This window comes from Pseudomonas hefeiensis, from assembly GCF_030687835.1.
Lineage (GTDB): Bacteria > Pseudomonadota > Gammaproteobacteria > Pseudomonadales > Pseudomonadaceae > Aquipseudomonas > Aquipseudomonas hefeiensis.
This window is the reverse complement of record NZ_CP117449.1, coordinates 2278374-2297498: the sequence shown is the minus strand read 5'-3', so window position 1 is coordinate 2297498 and position 19125 is coordinate 2278374. Positions and strand designations below refer to the sequence as shown.

Annotated in this window: 20 protein-coding genes; 6 read left to right on the top strand and 14 right to left on the bottom strand. The window is 60.5% G+C overall.

Going from position 1 to position 19125, the window contains the following annotated elements; all coding sequences use genetic code 11:
* Positions 1-2 precede the first annotated feature (2 nt).
* From imuA to PSH57_RS10230, 3 genes are all read right to left on the bottom strand, one after another.
* Positions 3-635, bottom strand: coding sequence for a translesion DNA synthesis-associated protein ImuA (gene imuA, locus PSH57_RS10240; protein ID WP_305389309.1), 633 nt, complete (start codon positions 633-635; stop codon positions 3-5).
* Positions 635-1252 carry a transcriptional repressor LexA gene (lexA, locus tag PSH57_RS10235; protein WP_305389308.1) on the bottom strand — a complete coding sequence of 206 codons (618 nt, stop codon included), beginning with the start codon at positions 1250-1252 and terminating at the stop codon, positions 635-637. The genes imuA and lexA overlap by 1 nt, the downstream gene beginning before the upstream one ends.
* Positions 1253-1321: 69 nt before the next feature.
* On the bottom strand, positions 1322-2206 hold the full coding sequence (locus tag PSH57_RS10230) for a LysR family transcriptional regulator (protein WP_305389307.1): 885 nt from the start codon (positions 2204-2206) through the stop codon (positions 1322-1324).
* Positions 2207-2335: 129 nt separating this feature from the next.
* On the opposite strand from PSH57_RS10230, the gene PSH57_RS10225 reads away from it, so the two are divergent.
* The 3 genes from PSH57_RS10225 (at position 2336) to PSH57_RS10215 (ending at position 6979) form a co-directional block, all read left to right on the top strand.
* Positions 2336-3979, top strand: a complete 1644-nt coding sequence (locus tag PSH57_RS10225; protein ID WP_305389306.1) for a GMC family oxidoreductase — start codon at positions 2336-2338, stop codon at positions 3977-3979.
* Positions 3980-4282: 303 nt separating this feature from the next.
* Positions 4283-5245, top strand: a complete 963-nt coding sequence (locus PSH57_RS10220) for an IS110 family transposase (protein WP_305386055.1) — start codon at positions 4283-4285, stop codon at positions 5243-5245.
* Positions 5246-5356: 111 nt separating this feature from the next.
* Entirely contained in the window at positions 5357-6979 is a 1623-nt protein-coding gene (locus tag PSH57_RS10215; RefSeq protein ID WP_305416524.1) for an MFS transporter, read from the top strand.
* Positions 6980-7040: 61 nt separating this feature from the next.
* Here the strand turns inward: PSH57_RS10215 and PSH57_RS10210 are convergent, their stop codons facing one another.
* Positions 7041-7448, bottom strand: a complete 408-nt coding sequence (locus PSH57_RS10210; RefSeq protein WP_305389302.1) for a response regulator — start codon at positions 7446-7448, stop codon at positions 7041-7043.
* A gap of 241 nt (positions 7449-7689) precedes the next feature.
* Between PSH57_RS10210 and PSH57_RS10205 the strand changes: the two genes are divergently transcribed.
* Both PSH57_RS10205 and PSH57_RS10200 read left to right on the top strand, forming a co-directional pair.
* Positions 7690-9630 (top strand): DNA topoisomerase III, encoded by a 1941-nt coding sequence (locus PSH57_RS10205; RefSeq protein WP_305416522.1) that lies wholly within the window; start codon positions 7690-7692, stop codon positions 9628-9630.
* Between the two features lie 710 nt (positions 9631-10340).
* On the top strand, positions 10341-10670 hold the full coding sequence (locus PSH57_RS10200; protein WP_305444875.1) for a hypothetical protein: 330 nt from the start codon (positions 10341-10343) through the stop codon (positions 10668-10670).
* A 55-nt stretch (positions 10671-10725) separates the two neighbouring features.
* Here the strand turns inward: PSH57_RS10200 and glsB are convergent, their stop codons facing one another.
* Positions 10726-11634, bottom strand: a complete 909-nt coding sequence (gene glsB / locus PSH57_RS10195; RefSeq protein ID WP_305389300.1) for a glutaminase B — start codon at positions 11632-11634, stop codon at positions 10726-10728.
* Between the two features lie 278 nt (positions 11635-11912).
* Here glsB and PSH57_RS10190 point away from each other — a divergent pair, with 278 nt between their 5' ends.
* Positions 11913-12107 carry a hypothetical protein gene (locus PSH57_RS10190; protein ID WP_256230778.1) on the top strand — a complete coding sequence of 65 codons (195 nt, stop codon included), beginning with the start codon at positions 11913-11915 and terminating at the stop codon, positions 12105-12107.
* Positions 12108-12115: 8 nt separating this feature from the next.
* Here the strand turns inward: PSH57_RS10190 and PSH57_RS10185 are convergent, their stop codons facing one another.
* From PSH57_RS10185 to PSH57_RS10145, 9 genes are all read right to left on the bottom strand, one after another.
* The gene (locus tag PSH57_RS10185; protein WP_305389299.1) at positions 12116-13135 is read right to left on the bottom strand and encodes a hypothetical protein; all 1020 of its coding nucleotides are present in this window, start codon (positions 13133-13135) and stop codon (positions 12116-12118) included.
* Positions 13136-13410: 275 nt separating this feature from the next.
* Complete coding sequence (locus tag PSH57_RS10180) at positions 13411-14211, bottom strand: DUF3618 domain-containing protein (protein WP_305416520.1); 801 nt, start codon at positions 14209-14211, stop codon at positions 13411-13413.
* A complete protein-coding gene (locus PSH57_RS10175) occupies positions 14208-14639 on the bottom strand; it encodes a phage holin family protein (protein WP_305389295.1) in 432 nt (143 codons plus the stop codon). Before PSH57_RS10175 ends, PSH57_RS10180 begins: the two co-directional genes overlap by 4 nt.
* Positions 14639-15292, bottom strand: coding sequence for a hypothetical protein (locus tag PSH57_RS10170; protein WP_305389294.1), 654 nt, complete (start codon positions 15290-15292; stop codon positions 14639-14641). Before PSH57_RS10170 ends, PSH57_RS10175 begins: the two co-directional genes overlap by 1 nt.
* Before the next feature lie 249 nt (positions 15293-15541).
* On the bottom strand, positions 15542-16471 hold the full coding sequence (locus PSH57_RS10165) for a ZIP family metal transporter (protein ID WP_305389292.1): 930 nt from the start codon (positions 16469-16471) through the stop codon (positions 15542-15544).
* Positions 16472-16579: 108 nt separating this feature from the next.
* Positions 16580-17461 (bottom strand): manganese catalase family protein, encoded by an 882-nt coding sequence (locus PSH57_RS10160; RefSeq protein ID WP_305389291.1) that lies wholly within the window; start codon positions 17459-17461, stop codon positions 16580-16582.
* A gap of 332 nt (positions 17462-17793) precedes the next feature.
* A complete protein-coding gene (locus PSH57_RS10155; RefSeq protein WP_305389290.1) occupies positions 17794-18108 on the bottom strand; it encodes a con-10 family general stress protein in 315 nt (104 codons plus the stop codon).
* Positions 18109-18397: 289 nt separating this feature from the next.
* Positions 18398-18592 (bottom strand): metallothionein, encoded by a 195-nt coding sequence (locus PSH57_RS10150; RefSeq protein WP_305389289.1) that lies wholly within the window; start codon positions 18590-18592, stop codon positions 18398-18400.
* Between the two features lie 38 nt (positions 18593-18630).
* On the bottom strand, positions 18631-18894 hold the full coding sequence (locus PSH57_RS10145) for a hypothetical protein (protein WP_305416517.1): 264 nt from the start codon (positions 18892-18894) through the stop codon (positions 18631-18633).
* Between the last annotated feature and the right edge of the window lie 231 nt (positions 18895-19125).

The window sequence follows — 19125 nt, the reverse complement described above, 5'->3', positions numbered from 1 at the left end:
CCTCAATGCTCTGTCTGTGTGCTGAGCGTGGCGAAGGCAATGGGCGTCGACCGGGCCAGCCCGCCCCGGCACTTGAGCACCCGTAATTGCCCTGGCCGGCCATCGATGGCAATGCGCAGGGCCGCCGGCGACGGGTTGATGGCTTCCTGGATCGAGCGCCAGGCGAACGCCAGGGTCTGGCCGGTTTCCGCCGCCACTTGCAAGCGGCGCAGAGCGCGGTCGTCAGCCTGGCGGGGCCAGCACAGCACCGCGCCGCAACTGCCCGAACGCAGGCATTGTTCGGCAGCCCACAAGGCATCGCGCTCATCGGCCCGGATCACTGATAACTGGCGCAGGTCCACCCCGGCGTTCTGCCAGGCCTGGGGATAGGGCACGAAGGGCGGCGCCACCAGCACGATCCGCTCCCCCGCCGCCGTCAACCGCGCCAGGGTCGGCCAGACCAGTTGCAACTCGCCCACGCCTGGTGCGGCGACCAGCAGTTCCGTCAGCGCCGCTTCCGGCCAGCCGCCACTGGGCAACGCCGCGTCCAGTGCCGCATGACCGGTGGGTTGTGGGCTGGCGGCCGGGGGCGCGGGCCGGCCCTTCCAGACCTGGCCACCGTTGAACAGCGTGTCCAGTGCAACGACAGCGCCCATCAGCCTTGCCTCAGCAAGCCACAGAACACGCCTTCGATGGCCAGGTCCTGGTCGGCTTCGACACTGATCGGCTGGTAGGCCGGGTTGCGCGGCAGCAAACGTATCCGCTCGCCGATTCGCTCGAAACGCTTGATGGTGACTTCACCGTCCAGGCGCGCCACGACGATCTGGCCGTTGGAGGCCTGGGGCGTACGCTGCACACCCACCAGGTCGCCGTCGAGAATGCCATCCTCGATCATCGAGTCACCCTGGACCCGTAGCAGGTAATCCGGCGCCTTGGTGAACATCGCCGGGTCGAGCATCAGGCGGCTGTGAACCTCGGCATCAGCACCGATCGGCAGACCGGCGGCCACCCGCCCCAGCACCGGCACGTCCAGCCACTCGGGACGCGGCGGCTGGTTCAGCAAGCGAATACCCCGGGCCTGGTGCGGATTGACTTCAATGAAACCGGCTTCGGTCAACGCCAGCACATGTTTGCGCGCCACGCTGCGGGAGGCGAAACCGAACGCCTCGCTGATTTCAGCGAGGCTGGGGGGCTGACCCTGCTCGGCGATGCGTTCGCGGATGAAGGTCAGGATGGCGGTACGGCGGGGGGTGAGAGTTGTCATGGAGTACATTTGTACTCTTTTCGGTTTTTTCTGACAAGCACCGCCAGTCAGTCAACAACCCCACGGGTTACTGCGTGATCAGGGCAGCAGCAACCCCTGCTCGCGCTCGCACAACTGCACCACGTAATCCCAGAGCACCCGCAGGCGCACGGACTTGTGCAGTTCGCGGCGAGTGCTGATCCAGTAACTGCGGCGGATGGTTTCATCCGGCAGCAATGGGACCAGGGCCGGGTCGCTGCTGGCCATGTAGCAAGGCAGTACGGCGATCCCCAATCCCGAGCGGGCAGCCTGTTGCTGGGCGATGACGCTGGTGCTGTGGAACACCACCTGAGGGTTACGACAAAAGCTGTTGAGAAACATCAGCTCCTGGCTGAACAGCAGGTCATCGACGTAGCCGATCCAGGCATGGCGGGCCAGGTCCTCGCGACTGCGCAACGGTGGCGAACGGTCCAGATAGGCTTGGCTGGCGTAGAGCGCCAGGCTGTAGTCGGTCAGTTTTCGGGTCACCAGCAGGTCGGCCACCGGGCGTTCGAGGTGAATGCTGATTTCCGCTTCGCGGTTGAGGATGCTGACAAAACGCGGCACCGCCACCAACTCCACTTCCAGCCCCGGATAACGCTGGAACAGACCCTCCATGCGGCTGGCTAAAAACATGATGCCCAACCCTTCCGTCACCCCCACGCGGATCTTGCCCAAGGGCGCGCTGGACTGGGTGATGTCCTCCTGAGCCAGCAGCGCCACGTTTTCCATGGCTTCGGCGTGTTTGAGCAACGATTCGCCAGCAGGGGTCAGTTCATAGCCTTGGGCATGCTGGACAAACAGCGCGGTGCCCAGGCTTTTCTCGATGGCTTCGATGTGCCGGGCCACCGTGGCATGGGTGGTGTTCAGGCGTCGTGCAGCCGTGAGCAAACGACCGCTGCGTTGCAGTTCCAGAAAGTAGCGCAGGTCATTCCAGTCAAACATGGGCCATCCTTGAACACGCCTGAAAGCAGGACTGTTTAAAAACGCACAGCGGTTGCGCAAAAACTAACATTCTTTTGACGAAACCTAACAACTAGGATGCATCCCACAAGAACAAAAATGAGGTCGCGAATGCAACCTGTCGTCGATGAATACGATTACGTGATCGTGGGCGCCGGCCCTGCCGGATGCCTGCTGGCCAACCGGCTTTGCGCCAACGCGCAACACCGGGTGTTGTTGCTTGAGGCGGGCGGGCGCGACAACTATCCGTGGATTCACATCCCGGTCGGCTACCTGTTCTGCATCGGCAACCCGCGCACCGACTGGTGCTTCAAGACCGAGGCGCAACCGGGTCTGCAAGGACGCGCACTGAGTTACCCACGGGGCAAGGTGCTGGGCGGGTGCTCCTCCATCAACGGCATGATCTACATGCGCGGCCAGGCCGCGGATTACGACAGCTGGGCCGCCGAGGGCAATCCTGGCTGGGCCTGGAAAGACGTGCTGCCGTTGTTCAGACAAAGCGAAAACCACTTTGCCGGAGACTCCGAGTTCCATGGCGCCGCCGGGGAATGGCGGGTCGAACGCCAGCGCCTGTCATGGCCAATTCTCGATGCGTTTCGCACCGCTGCCGAACAGAGCGGCATCCCCAGCGTCGACGACTTCAACGGCGGCGACAACGAAGGCTGCGGCTACTTCCAGGTCAACCAGAAAGCCGGGGTGCGCTGGAACGCGGCCAAGGCCTTCCTCAAACCGGTTCGCCAGCGCCCCAACCTCACGGTAATGACCGACGTTGAAGTCGACCGCGTGCTGTTGCGTGACAACCGGGCCCACGCCGTCAGCGCCCGCTGGCAAAGCAAAAGCATGACTTTCAAGGCGCGCAAGGAAATCGTGCTGTGCGCTGGCGCTGTAGGCTCGCCGGGTATTTTGCAGCGCTCGGGGATCGGTCCGCGCAACCTGTTGCAACGTCTGGGCATAGGCGTGGTTCATGAGCTGCCCGGCGTGGGCGGTAACTTGCAGGATCACTTGCAACTGCGGCTGATCTACCAGTTGGAAAACGCCCGTACCCTGAACCAGATCGCCGGCACTTGGTGGGGCAAGATGGGCATGGGGCTGCGCTACCTCTATGATCGCAGCGGCCCGCTGTCCATGGCCCCCAGCCAACTCGGTGCGTTCGCCCGCTCGGGGCCGGAACAGGCCTCGGCCAACCTCGAGTACCACGTGCAGCCGTTGTCGCTGGAACGCTTTGGCGAACCACTGCACAGCTTCCCGGCGTTCACTGCGTCGGTCTGTGACTTGCGTCCGCAAAGCCGTGGTCGGGTAGACATTCGCTCGGCCGACCCGCACGAGGCGCCGCTGATCCAGCCCAATTACCTGAGCCATCCCGAAGACTTGCGGGTCGCCGCCGACGCCATCCGCCTGACCCGACGCATCGTTGCCGCCCCGGCGTTGAGCGCCTTCAAGCCGGTGGAATACCTGCCGGGACCAAGCCTGCAAACCGAGGAAGAACTGCACCAGGCCGCCGCCCGTATAGGCACGACGATTTTCCACCCGGTGGGCACCTGCCGCATGGGCCAGGACCGTGACGCGGTGGTGGATGCACAACTGTGGGTCCACGGCGTCAACGGCCTGCGCGTCGCCGACGCCTCGATCATGCCGCGCATCACCTCGGGCAACACCTGCTCGCCGACGCTGATGATTGCCGAGAAGGCCGCACAGATGATGCTTGAAGCGGACATCCGCAGCACCTCGCCCCAAAAAGACCCTGTCACGGCCTGAAGAACAAGCAAGTCCCCCTGTGGGAGCGGGCTTGCTCGCGAAGACGGTGTGTCAGCTAACGATGATGTCGACTGGCCTACCGCCTTCGCGAGCAAGCCCGCTTGTATGTTTAGACTTGAAGGGGTGGGCGGGACTAAAAGCTCGATTCCGACTCTAGCCAGTACGGACCGTGGGAGACTTCTCGTCCCGCCCCTTCTACCCAAAGCGCCAATAAGGAATTCATCGGTAAAACCGACAATAGAGGCAAGCCAGCGCAAAGGTAGACCCCGACAAGCACCTAAACCCTAGCTCCGAGGATTCGCTATGACAATCCTTACCTCGCAGACGGTTGTTGGTATTGATATAGCCAAGGCCGAAGTTGTTGTTTATCGCTATGACCTGCAAACCACTGACACCATCAAGAATGACCGAACATCCCTCAAACGCTGGCTTAAAACGTTGCCCGCCCAAAGTGCTCTAGCCGTCGAAGCAACCAACATCTACCACCTGGACACCGTCGAGCTGGCTCATGCGATGGGGCATCAGGTCTATGTCGTGGATGCTTATCGGGTGAGCAATTATCGTCGCGGCATCGGCCAGCGGGCTAAGAACGATCCTTGTGATGCTCGTCTGCTGGCGCGGTATTTAACCAATGAACAGCACGAGTTGCGGCTCTGGAGCCCGCCACCGAAAGCCTACACGACGTTAAAAAGCCTGCTTCATAGGCGTGCGACGCTGGTCAAGAACCATACCGGCCTGATGTTGAGCTGGCACGATGAGCCTCTGTTAAAAAAAACGCTGGCCACTCAGCAAAAGGCGTTCGAACAGGCGATTCAGGCCATTCAGAAGTTGCTACGAAAAGTCAGCAAAGAAGCGGGAATTGAGGCGAATATCGGCCGCTGCAAAGCCATCGAGGGCGTTGGTGAACTGGTCGCTACTGGATTGGCGACGAGTTTCATGCGAGGTGATTTTGCGGACAGCGATGCATTTATCGCGTTTTTGGGGATGGACTTGAGGGTCGATGACTCCGGAAAAAAGAAGGGTCAACGGCACCTCACCAAGAAGGGCGATTCAGAGATACGCCGATTGGCTCATATCGCTGCAATGACAGCACGCCGCTCGCCTAGATGGAAGCCGTTCTACGAGTCATACCTGGCGAGAGGTTTCTCAAAAACCCAGGCATTGGTGGTGCTGGCCCGAAAGTTATGCCGGGTGGCATTTGCTTTGATGAAAAATCAGAGCGAGTACCAGCCGACACCTATGTTGCAGGGTTGCCCTGCAACATAGAATCTCCCACAAGGGGAATGTATGTAAGCAAAGGGAACGTATCAAAACAGGAGACGCTGTACCGGCGTCGACAGTGGAACAACAAAAACAATCACTGTGAGGGATACCCAAATGTCTGAACATGTTCAGTCCCTGGAAGCCACGCGCAGCGCCGGCACCAGCCAGGAAACCCAGAAAGTCATCTTCGCCTCGTCCTTGGGGACGGTGTTCGAGTGGTACGACTTTTTCCTCTATGGCGCCCTGGCGGCGGTGATCAGCAAGCAGTTCTTTGCCGGGGTCAACGACACCACGGCATTCATCTTCGCCCTGATGGCATTCGCCGCCGGCTTTATCGTGCGGCCTTTCGGCGCACTGGTGTTCGGACGGCTGGGAGACATGATCGGACGCAAATACACCTTCCTGGCCACCATCGTGCTCATGGGCCTGGCGACGTTCTGCGTCGGCCTGTTGCCCAACTACGCCAGCATCGGCATTGCCGCGCCCATCATCCTGGTGGTGCTGCGCATGCTTCAGGGCCTGGCCCTGGGTGGTGAGTACGGCGGCGCCGCCACCTACGTCGCCGAACACGCGCCGATGGGCAAGCGCGGCTTCCACACCAGCTGGATTCAGTCCACTGCCACCCTCGGGCTGCTGCTCTCGCTGCTGGTGGTACTGGGCTGTCGTTATTTCACGGGCGATCAGTTCGAAGTCTGGGGCTGGCGCATTCCGTTTCTGCTGTCGATCGTGTTGCTGGGCATCTCCACCTGGATTCGCCTGAGCCTGCACGAATCGCCGTCCTTCTTGAAAATGAAAGAAGAAGGCAAGTGCTGCAAGGCGCCGATCCGCGAATCCTTTGGTAAGTGGGAAAACCTCAAGGTGGTGCTGATCGCCCTGTTCAGCATCAACGCCGGGCAAGCGGTGACCTTCTACGCCGCGCAGTTCTACGTGCTGTTTTTCCTCACCCAGTTCCTGAAGATGGATCCGGCCCTGGCCAACAGCCTGCTGATCGTCAGCGTGGTCATCGGCGCCCCGTTCTTCATCTTTTTTGGCTGGCTGTCGGACAAAGTCGGGCGCAAACCGGTGCTGATGATTGGCCTGTTGCTGGCAACGGCATTGTACTTTCCGATCTTCAAGACACTGGCCCACTACGCCAACCCGGCCATCGACCTGGCGAGCCGTCAGGCGCCGATCACTGTGATCGCCGATCCGGCCACATGCACCTTCCAGTTCGACCCGGTGGGCAAGGCGCGCTTCGATAGCCCATGCGACAAGGTCAAGACCTTCCTGGTCAAGCAAGGCCTGCCCTACAGCAGTGTCGCGGCGCCGGCCGGCAGTGATGTGCAGGTCAGCGTCGGAGATGTGAAGCTTGAAGGCTACGACGAAGCCGCCCTGCGCGGCGCAGTGACCCTGGCGGGCTACCCGCAACAGGCCGATGCCCAGCAGATCAACCGGCCGATGATCGTGGCGCTGATCGTGGCGCTGATCATCATTTCAGCCATGTGCTACGGGCCACTGGCGGCACTGATGGTCGAACTGTTTCCGACCCGCATCCGCTACACCTCCATGTCCCTGCCCTACCACATCGGCAACGGCTGGTTCGGCGGTTTCCTGCCCACCGTGTCGTTTGCCCTGGTGGTTTACACCGGGGACATTTTCTACGGGCTGTGGTATCCGGTGGTGATCACCGGGGTGAGCCTGGTGGTGGGCATGATTTGCCTGCGGGAAACCCGGAATGTGGACCTGGATAAAAACTGAAGAGCTACTTCCTTATGGCGAGGGAGCTTGCTCCCTCGCCATAAGGCCCGGGATACGCCCATCAATGCACAGAATGATTTTTCACCGTGCTCTCCACCAGATCCAACATCTGCCCCAGCGCCCAGGGCTTGGCGATGAACGAGGCGTGGTGCTTGATCCCGGCGCTCTCCGGGGTTTCAAAACCGGACATGATCAACAAGGGTATCTGCGGCCACCGCTCACCGGTCAAATTGGCCAGGTCCGCGCCGTCCAGCTTGCCCGGCATGGTGATATCGGTGAGTAACAAGTCCACATCGTCAGCGCTCAGCTCAAGGAACTCCAACGCCGCGTCGGCGCTTTCCCGGGGCTCCACGGCAAAGCCCTCGTCCTGCAGGATTTCGCACAGAAACTCCAGAATCGTCTGATCATCTTCTACGACAAGAATCAAACGCGCGGTCGCCTGTCCGTTGCCCTTTGGCATCGAATTCATGAAAGTGACTCTCCTTGACCCCATAAACGTTCTTTGCGGTTTCAACCGCTCTGCAAGTTATGAGCGATGCCCTTGCGAGAAATTCATTCTGCGTGCAAATACACCGCCAAACGTTGCGATAACCGCCCTGGAGCAACGCACCGCAACGTTTTATCTGTATATCCATACAGATAAAACTTGCTCCGATGCCCATCCATGACCATGCTACAGCCCCATGAAATCTGCTTAGGAAAAGGGCGCTATGCAGCTGTACCTGTGTGAAAAACCGTCCCAGGCCAAGGACATCGCTGCCGTGCTCGGTGCCACGCGGCGCGGTGACGGTTGCTGGCTGGGCGCGAACGTCACAGTCACCTGGTGCATCGGCCATCTGCTGGAAACCGCCCCGCCGGACGCCTACGATGCCCGCTACAAGCGCTGGGTACTGGCAGACCTGCCTATCGTGCCGACGCAGTGGAAAATGACCGTCAAACCGAAAACCGCGGGCCAGTACAAGGCGGTCAAGCGCCTGTTGGGGGAAGCCAAGTCGCTGGTCATCGCCACCGACGCCGACCGTGAAGGCGAAATGATCGCCCGTGAACTGGTGGAGCATTGCCGCTATCGCGGGCCGATCCAGCGGCTGTGGCTGTCAGCCCTGGACGAAGCGTCGATCCGCAAGGCCCTGGCCGCACTCAAGCCGGGCGCCGAAACCTTCAACCTCTACCATTCGGCTCTCGGCCGCTCCCGGGCCGACTGGCTGATCGGCATGAACATGAGCCGCCTGTTCACTCTGCTCGGGCGCCAGTCCGGTTATCAGGGCGTGCTGCCGGTAGGCCGCGTGCAGACACCCACCCTGCGACTGGTGGTGGATCGTGACCGCAGCATCGCGGATTTCGTGCCGGTCGCCTACTGGGCCATCGACGTGCAACTGCGCCACGACGGCACCGTCTTCACTGCCCAGTGGCGCGCCGACCCGGATGCCTGCGACGACCAGGAGCGTTGCCTGAACCAGGCCCTGGCCCGCGACGCTGCCCTGGCCATGAGCAACGCTGCTACCGCCCGGGTGATGAAAGTGCGTACCGAGCGCCTGCGCGAAGCGGCGCCGTTGCCGTTTGACCTGGGTACCCTGCAGGAAGTCTGCTCGAAGAAACTCGGCCTCGGTGCCCAGGAAACCCTGGACATTGCCCAGTCGCTGTACGAGACCTACAAGCTCATCACCTATCCGCGCAGCGATTGCGGTTTCCTGCCTTTGAGCCAGCACAGCGAAGCTGCGGCCATCCTCGCCGCCCTCGCCCAAGCCGACCCGGGTCTTGCGCCACTGCGCGAGCACTTGCAGCCGCAGCGCAAATCCCGGGCCTGGAACGACGCCAAGGTCAGCGCCCACCACGGCATCATCCCCACCGCGGCGGCGAAGAACCTCGACAAGCTCGCCGGCAAGCAGCGGGCCGTCTATACGCTGATACGGGCGCGATACCTGGCGCAGTTCCTGCCCAACCACGAATACGACCGGACCCAGGCCGACTTCGACTGCGCCGCCCAGGCACTGCGGGCCGTGGGCAAGCAGATCGTCGAACCCGGCTGGAAACGCGCCCTGCCCGAAGCGCTGGCCCCGGCACGAGGCCGTGAAGCACCGGCACCACAAACCTTGCCGGCCTTGGTCGAAGGTCGCGACTGCACCGTCGACGAGGTGAAACCCAAGGACCTGTGGACGCAGCCCCCCAAGCCGTTCACCGAGGGCGACCTGATCAAGGCGATGAAGAACGTTGCCCGGCTGGTGGAGGACCCGCTGCTCAAGCAAAAGCTCAAGGACACCACCGGCATCGGCACCGAAGCGACCCGGGCCTCGATCATCCAGGGCCTGCTCGAGCGCGGTTATCTGGTGAAAAACGGCAAGGCCTTGTCCGCCACACCGGCGGCCTTCAGCCTGATTGATGCGGTGCCCCGTGCCATCGCCGATCCAGGCACCACCGCCATCTGGGAGCAGGCGCTGGACATGGTGCAAAGCGGTGAAATGAGCCTGGAAGAATTCGTGACCCGCCAGGCCGCCTGGATGAGCAAACACATCGCTCGCTGCCAGGGCATGAACCTGACCATCAACGGCCCGGCCAGCCCTGCCGGCCGTGGGGCCACCCCATGGAAAAACAAACGCAAGCCGGCCAAGCGCAAGGCCAAGGGCGCACCTCGCAAAACGCCCAAGGCCACCTGAGCACGGGCTCACACAGTCCTGTCGAACATGCCCACTGTGGGAGCAACACTGTCCTGTCGAGCATGCCCCTGTGGGAGCAAGGCTTGCCCGCGATGCAAGCGACTCGGTTTCAGGTAGACCGCGTCACCTCAATCGCGGGCAAGCCTTGCTCCCACAGATCCCCTCGCCACAACGACCGCCCTACGCACCCTTTCGCCAATTTTTCATACCCAAACCATTTTGTCCGACAATATGTAGTGCTTAAAAATATTCACTACAAAACCGTTGACGCCTCCGATTTGGCCTTGCATGATGCGGACGTCTCCCCGATCGGGAGTACAGGTAAATGCTTGAGCAAGCTCGTCTGACCGCCGAGCTGTTTTTTGGATAAGGGACTGCCCACAAGGCAGATTGAAGGTGCTGACCTGGCATGACCGTCCGGTGACAAGGACGAGAAACGTCGGCGATCAATCCTCATGACGCGCGTGGTCGACCCTCAAAGTTGACAATGCCTGAAGGTTTTTCGCTGTTTCTCTTCGTTGTAACGCATTTGCGTAGCAGCCCTTCGATAACACTACACAACCGATGCACGACCCCGTCGAAGTACGACGGACGAGCGCTGACGGCCTGGTTTCGGTGCTAGCCATACAGCACTGGGCAGGCACTTACCGAAAGAAGCGAAGTTTTGCGAACCACCAGACAGATCAACCAAATGGTCAAGGGGCTTACACATGAATCTGAATAATCAACCATCTATTGATGAACTGGCTCGCATGTTCGCAGCGCACAAAGACACCCTGGACAGCCACATCCTGTGGATCAGCAAGAATGGCCAGGTCCATATGGACTGCCTGTCGCCGTTCACCCAGGAAGACGAATTCGAGAAGAACCGGCAAGACCTGTGTGCCCGGCTGAAGATGTATCGTCGCGGCCAGGGCTACGTAGGCAAGAAGGCCGCAGCCGACAAAGACTTCATGGGGCCCGTGTTGCAAACGCTGACCCAGGCGTGGCAGTCGATGCACAATACCTCCGAGGTTCGGGTCATCGACCGCCTCTGCTGATCGCGCTTAAAACCAAGGGCCCGTTCCTGATTGGAACGGGCCCTTTGTTTGGGCGTTAAAACACTGACCAGCCGATCCGTTGGCTGAGCAATTCCAGCGCCGCCATGCCCGCCAGGGAATTGCCGGCAACGTTGAGTTCCGGCGACCAGACGCACACCGTGAAACGCCCCGGCACCACGGCAACAATCCCGCCGCCCACCCCGCTCTTGCCCGGCAGGCCAACGCGATAGGCAAAATTGCCGGCCTCATCGTACAGCCCACTGGTGGCCATGATGGAATTGACCTGCTGGGTCTGGCGGGCACTCAAGATCTGTTCGCCGCTGTGTTTGCAGAACCCGTCGTTGGCCAGAAAGCAAAATGCCCGGGCCAGGTCGATGCAGCTCATACGCAATGCGCAGTGACTGAAATAGCTGCGCAGCACCGCTTCCACATCGTTATGAAAATTACCGAAGGACTGCATCAGGTAGGCCATCGCCGCATTGCGGGCGCGGTGCTGGTATTCCGACTCAGCGACCTTGCCGTCCACCATGACCTGCGGATTGCCCGACAGGCGTCGTACGAAATCGCGCATCGAAAGAGCTGGTGCGGCGAAACGCGACTGGTTGATGTCGCAGATCACCAAGGCACCGGCGTTGATGAACGGGTTGCGCGGCCGACCGCGTTCGAACTCCAGTTGCACCAAAGAATTGAAGGGCTGGCCGGACGGCTCATGGCCCAATCGCTCCCAGATTGCCTCGCCGGAATGGCCAATGGCCTGCGCCAGGCTGAAAACCTTGGAAATACTCTGCACCGAAAACGGCGTTTCAGCGTCGCCTGAGCAATACATCTCGCCGTCGTTGCCGTAGACGGCGATGCCCAACTGATTGGCCGCAACGGTGCCCAGGGCTGGAATGTAGTCGGCCACCTTGCCCTGACCTATCAGGGGGCGAACCGCATCGAGGATCTCGTTCAACAATGCTTGCATGTGCGCATGGGTCCGGTCATTCCCCGTTCGAGTGCGGGGATACAGACGCTAGACGCTGATGGGGGCGATCAGAGCACACTCAATAGCCCAGCATGTCTGTTGCCAGAGGATCTGTGGGAGCAAAGCTTGCTCGCGATGAAGGTAACGCGGTCTATCTCGAACCGAATTGCCTGCTTCGCGGGCAAGCCTTGCCCCCACACAATTCATGAGATTTCACGGGCGCTTGTCATCAAATCGAGCGGTCTATAGTTGAAGGGATCAATCGGCAGGAGACATCGATGCGTCAGATCATGCAGAAAGAACCCTGGTGGGCCTCGCCCCCCAAGCCCGGGCAGGATGAAAATGAACTGGAATGGGGCTGGCTGGTGATTTACAGCGAAGGTGAGCCGCGCTTCGAATTCATCAAGGAACGCCCCTCGGACGAACAGATCCGCCATCGCAAGGGTTGCCGCGTCACCCTCGGGGCAGAATGAGCCGCCCGTCACGGCTTGATGACTGGCAACTCCACCGCCCGATTGGCCAGGTCCGCCGCCACCAGGCTGCCTTCGATTTCCTCCGCCAGGTAGTACACCGGTGCCATCACTCCGCTGAGGGGATGTTTGAGCGACTGGAACCAGGCTTCGTCGAACGCGGCGCTCAGGCTCTTGCGGATCTGCGTTTCCATTTCCGGACGCTCGCCCTCATGAATGATCGCGCGAATCCCCGCCACGCCAACTGAAATCAACGCCCCCGCCGCTTTCCCGGCCACGGCTGCCGCCGCCCCGGCCGCACCTCGCGTGGCGAATTGCGCTTCGATCTTTTCACTGGTGCGTTCTGCCACCGTGGCGATCACCGCATCCGATGGCCCTGAACCTGTGATGGCGGCCTTGTTGACGTGATCGATCAGCGCGGCGTAGGCCGGCAGTGTATTGAGCGGCTCGGTATGCGCCATCTCATACAGCGAGGCGTTACGCGCCGCTGGCGGACCCAAGCTGATGGCAGGAATGCCGTGCAAACGCCGGCTCATCAGCTCCGGCGGGATTCGATGCCGTTGTGCTATCGCTTGAACCTGTTGATTGAGCAGCCGCACGTAATAACCCGTCGCGTTGGCCCTGATCGCCTCCGGGTCGATCTCCACCGCGACGGGTGCCAGCACCTGCTCGCGGTATTGCTCTTGCAGATATATCGCCAAGCGCCTGGCTGCGGCGTCCTCTTCGCCTTCGGCACTGGCGGCATACCAACTGACCTTCACCGCCAGCCATTCCTGGGTCCAGTAGCTGCTGAACCAGGGGATGAATTGAATCTCGGTCCGTTCGTATACCAGCCGCCGCCAATGCTCCATCGAGCCGCGGGCGTAGAGCCCGGCCTGTTCAATAGCGCTTTTCGACGCGGCGACGATCTGCCGGTCAACCTGCCGCCAGGTGTCCTGGGAAACCGCCACGGTGGCGACCTGCTGCTCGCGCGGCGACGTGGCGCACCCCGCCAGAACCAACAAAACGGCCAGCATCAGTGTACGCAGCACGATTGCGCCATCCCAGGGTCAAGTCATCCACGGGTTGAGTATAGGTCGCGAGAAACAGGGGCTTAGAGGGAATACACAAAACCACTGTGGGAGCGGGTTTGCTCGCGATGGCAGTTCAAAACCGCGGGAATTGCTCGAACTGCCAATCAGCCGCCGCCCCGTCCAGGGACGACGTGTGCACCGCGCCGGCCGGTCATGGGACTTTGGCCACGGTCAGACTCGACAGCAACCCGGCACAGGCGTTGGCAACCCTGCGCCAGGTATCCTGGTTCACTTTATGAAGTGCCCAGCCCGTCAGACAGGTCCGTAGCGGAACGCGCCTGAGCACGCGGTGAGGCTTCGTCACGATGCTCGGTCGTTTTGCTCACGCTATCGCGCACCGTTGCATAGCCCTCGCGGGCCGCTTGCCTGGCCTTGTCGGCCAGATCGGCGCTGGTCTTGCCCATCACCCGCTGTTCAGTGGCGGTACTGGGCAGCGCGGCGCCGAGCATGGCACCCAGAGCAATTCCCGCCGCCGCCATCATCAACGGTTGTTCCTTGAGCAGACGGCTGAATTGATCACCCAGGTCCTGCGAGCCATGGGCCATGCGCTCACCCGTCTCATGAGCTTTGCTTCGGGCATGACTGGCGCTGGCACCCAAACCGTCGGCCAGATGCGAAGCCTTGTCCTTGAGATGATGAAACCCGTCGCGCAACGAATCCGTGGTGCTGTGCAGATGCTCCTTGGCGCTGTCCAGGCCACCGGCAAGCCCTTCGCTCCAGCCGCTGGCATCCTGGTCCGGGCCGACGCGATAGCCAACACGTGGAGGATGGTTCTGTCCGAGCATCAGCCAGCACAACCCCACCGTGGTCAGCACGGTGGGCACCGGGTTATTGCGCACAGTGGTGCCCAGGTTGCCGAAAAACTGCGACCCGTTGCCTTTGACCAGAGTCAGCGCCTGGTCGAGCATCTGTCCCGGCGTGAACTTGCTGCCCAGGGCATCGACGATATGGCTGATGTGGGCCCGTTGCTCGTCGATCTCGCGCTCGATGGTTTCCGGGCTCTTTTGGGATTCGGTTGTGAATTGATCCTTCATGAGACTTTCCTCCGCAGGGCTTGCTGGTCTTTGTTCAGCGCATCGAGCGTTCGGTCAGGCTTGAAGTGGGAGGGTTCGAATTGCTTCTTGCCCGACTGCACCATGATAAAACCGATGATCATGACCACCCCGCCGACGATCAACGCCGCGAGCCAGGGCTGCATGATCGTGCTCAAGCCATAGACCACCGCCATCAACAGGATGATAAAACCGGCCAGAAGCACGATCGCCCCACCAGCCACCCCGGCGATACCCGCTTTCAAAGTGTTCAGGCTCGCTTGGAATTCGGCCTTGGCCAGCGCCAGCTCCTTGGTAAAGAGCGAGGGGACTTCATGGGTCAATTGCTTCAACAACCCCACCACCGAAGCATCGTTATCGGGCATCGACGTCCCGACGGGACGCTGAATATCTGGGTCTGGTCGGTTCATTACAATTCTCCTCGGGTATTGGCCGAACCGGGCAACGAGCCGGTAGCGGCATCACTGGGATGGTCCTGGGTACTGGGCGAAGCGGGAGTAATGCCGGTGGCCAGGCCACTGGCGGTGTTACTGCCAGGGCCGATGGGATCAGGGTTCGGATCAAAGGGTCCACGGGCGGCAAATCCTCCGCTTGGCGGGCTTGAGTGGCCGGCGGCGGGATCGACTGCTTCGGCCGGGACAGGCGAGCTGCCGGCCTTCAGAAACCGCGACAGACCGAAACCCACCGCTACGCTGCCGGCCAGGAACAGTCCCGGGTTTTCCCGAGCCAGTCGAGAACCGTCATGCAGCAATTGCTCGGCGCTCATGTGGCGTAATTTGCTGGACAGGCCGCTCATTGAATCGGCCATGTCTGCCAAATAGTGGGACAGGCCCAGGGTGTCGCTGGCCTCAATCTCCGACACGGCCGATTTGGCCCCGCGCGCCAGTGCATCGATCTGATCCGCCGCCGTATCGCGGTATTGGCCGAACTGCGCATCGGCCTGCTCACGAGCGCTGCCGATGGCCTCGCTTACGTCCTCCTTGATGTGGTTCAGGTGATCCTCGGGCCGGGTCGGGCCCGAGGTGCCGTTTTCTCGCTCGGGGTTGTTGTCCGGGATAGTCATGTCTGTCCATCGCCTCCGTGACGAATACTCGATACCGGGAAGCCCCGAGGGGGTGCCCGACTACGTGCCTCTCAGTACAGATGACGGAGCAGGTTGAGGCGTAGTTCAAACGAGTTTCACTGCGGGACGCCGCGCGGTATCACAGGCCGCTGGTTTGTTTGCGGGCACAAAAAATCGGGCGCTGACGCGTTCGCCAGGCCCGATTCCGATCTCGCTAAAACCTTCGTGGGTCCAGTGCTCGACAGCCTGCTAACCCAGTGCCGTGTCGAGAAACATCATCACCGCAAACCCCATCATCAACCCCAGCGTGGCGGGCGTTTCGTGGCCGTTGCGGTGGGTTTCCGGAATCACTTCGTGAGACACCACAAAGATCATGGCCCCCGCCGCCAACCCCAGGCTGATGGGATACGCCACAGCCACGCCCGAGGACATGCCCAGCCCGATCACCGCGCCCAGCGGCTCCATCAGTCCCGAGCCCACCGCGATCAACGCAGCACGCAGCGCGCTGATCCCGGTGACCCGCAGCGCCATGGCGATGGCAAGTCCTTCGGGGATGTCCTGAATCGCAATGGCGGTGGTCAGGGGCATGCCGACCCTCAGATCACCATTGGCAAAACTCACGCCGATGGCCATGCCTTCGGGCAAGTTGTGCAAGGTGATGGCGAGTACGAACAACCAGACACGGTTGATGCGTTCCGATTGCGGACCGCGCCGGCCACTCACTTCGTGTTCGTGGGGCACGAACCGGTCAAGGCCGATCATCAGGGCCACGCCCAGGCCCAGGCCGAGCACCACGACAAACGCGGCGAGCAACTGATTGCCAACGATATTTTGTGCCGCTTCGATACCCGGCAGGATCAGCGAAAACGAACTGGCGGCGAGCATCATGCCGGCGGCGAAACCGAGCATGATGTCCTGGGTGCGCGAGGAGATATCCCGCAGCACCACCGCCATCAACGCGCCCAGGGCGGTGGCGGCAAAACCGGCGGTGCCGCCCAGTACCGCATACCCCAGATTATGACGGTCGGCCCCTACCAATGCGTTGTAACCGCTGTAGAGCAGTAACGCGGCGACCACCACCAGCCCCAGCCAGAAGCTCACCCCCAGCAGCAGGTTGTTTTGCACAGGATCCAGCCAGGTACGCCAGGGCGATCGGATCCGGGAGGTGGGCTGGTCCATCGAACATCCTTACTGGTTTGTGCCAGGTCATGCCTGATCGTCCCCGCAACGACAGGGACGATCAAGCGCAATTTTCAGGCGAAGGAGCCAGGCCCCCTCGCCGGTTTCCTACAGTTTGTCACCTTGCATCCCTGAACCCAAGTCGGCACCTGTCATGGGGTCGCTTTCCGGGTTGGACAGGGTGCGCGCCTTCATGTCCCTCAGCAGTGCTTCGTCTTTTTTACTCAGTTGCACACTCGCCAAACCATCACCGCCATCCACCGCCGGCGTTGGATTCTCGACGAATTCCCACGCCTCGCCCTGGTTCCATGGGCCACGCACCGAAGGCTCGCCTTGGGACATGTTGAAGTACACGTTGGTGAACTCTGGCATGCCGGGCAATTTACCTTGAGGGAAATTCGGCTGGATCGAGTGCAGGGCTTTTTCGAAGGACATTTGGTGAGCGATCTCACGGGTCATCAAAAAGCCCAGCGCTTCCTTTACCCCAGGATCATCGGTGAGGTTCATCAGGCGCTCATAGATGATTTTCGCCCGTGCTTCGGCGGCGATGTTCGAGCGCATATCCGCTGTCGGCTCGCCTATGGTGTCGACGTAAGCAGCTGTCCAAGGTACCCCGGCCGAATTGGTCAGCGGGGAACCGGCTCCATAAAGCAGGCTGGTGATGTGAGAGTCGTTACCGGCGCCGTTGATGTCCCGGTACAACTGGCCTTCCTTTTCCACACCCTCGGCCATTCTGCCCTTGGCCCCTTTATTGAGCATCACGATGATCGAGCCGATCACCTCCAGATGGCTGAGTTCTTCGGTGGCAATGTCCATCAATAGATCCTTGCGGCCGGGATCATCCTCGGACAGGGCCTGGGTGAAGTAGCGCGACGCCGCCGCCAACTCGCCCTGGGCACCGCCGAACTGCTCAAGCAACAGATTAGCCAGCCCTGGGTTAGGCTCGGCGACACGCACGGTGTACTGCAGTCGTTTGTTATGTAAGAACATGATGAAACTCCTCGTTCAGGACACAAGCCAAGGGGACACTGTCGGGGCAGGCCCACAGAAAATCTGAAGAAGTTAAACAATTAAAATTTATCTTTTATTTAATAAACGAGACGAGCGGTAATGACTAAGGCGCACTTGCAGAAATGCCCGGAAACTGAACAGGTTATAGGCCGCTTACGCCTGGCGAATATTAATCGCCACGAGCCCCGATATATATAAATCCACCAGGCCCCATGCTATTAACATAGGGCCCTCGAGGTCATTGGATATTAAGAGTTGCGCCCATCATCCTGGCTGTTTTCAGTGCCTTTTCCAGCCGCTTCGGAAACTGGCTAACGTTCGTTGGTAACATTGCCGCCGGATGCCTGACCGCCTTTTCGACCGGCCTCGGAGGCCCGCTCAGGATCTTTGGCAAAATTGCCGCCCGAGGCTTGGCCGCCTTTTCGGCCCGCTGCGGCTGCACGTTCGGGGTCATTGGCGAAGTTCCCACCCGAGGCTTGGCCGCCCTTGCGCCCGGCCTCGGATGCTCGTTGCGGATTATTCGCGAAGTTACCACCAGACGCGTGGCCGCCTTTCTTCCCCGCTTGCGATGCCTTTTCACGATCGTTAGCGAAATTGCCAGGATTCTTATTTCCTGTGTTAGCCATTTCATTCACCTCGTTAGCTGATGTTTGCGAACCCGCTGGCTCGTAGTATTCGGAAAACCTGGCGTCGACAAGGTTTTAAACATATCTGGCAAACGGCGACGAACGGCTCATGCAATCCAACGCTCTGACTGCGGTGTCGAGTTGCAACGGTCCATCAAACAATGCCGCCCGATAAAAAGTTCAATACTCAACTTTAGCGATGCCAATCGTTAGCGGGCCGCTATCCGAATTGATATATGGGTGAAATGGGATCTCGGGCCGGAAATGTTTCCTCCAGCGCGTCATCCAGTTAATTGCCATTCACGTCTGGCCCGCCATTCTTGCCGCTGCGTTCGCAATGGCAATCCGGTGCCGGACAAGGTTCACCGTTTGGATGTTGCTCGGCGCAGGCTTGACTGCAACAGGCCTCGCCATCGTGATTGAACACCTGTTGCGGGTTCACATCGCATTGGCAATCGGGGCAAGCGCACTTTAACTCGCTCATATTCGCTCTCCTGGTTCCGGGTTTTAAAGTTGTCAGGATCACACCAGCAATTGAACCTCAAGGTTCGCCGCCGCAACGCCATGGTTCGCCACATAGACCTCGGCGGTCCAGCCTTTGGTCAGGTTGCGATAAGACTGGGTGCCCAAGGCCTTGCCACAGTCCCACTCCATGACGTCGCCAATATCGATGTCATTGGCTGAACCGAGCTCAAGGACTGTGTGGTTGTCTTCTTGCTCGACGTACACACCGACCATTGCCCTCTGTCGATTGATGGCCCGTACTTCACCGGTGGTCTGTTTCATACGCCTCCTCTTCTCGGTGCGTTAAATGCGACCCAAGCACGTCAGCGGCCGCGTTTGTCACGCTCAGCGCTTAGGGTCGACACTGCATTGCAGCACGACAGTGTTGAGTGCCGTACATAAAGGTGGATGTCACGCAACCGGGGAAAGTTTGACGAAACAACAACGCAGGGCGACGAAAGGCATCCGCGACCCTCTCGCCGAACCATGGTGCTAACCTCAACGACTCCAGGC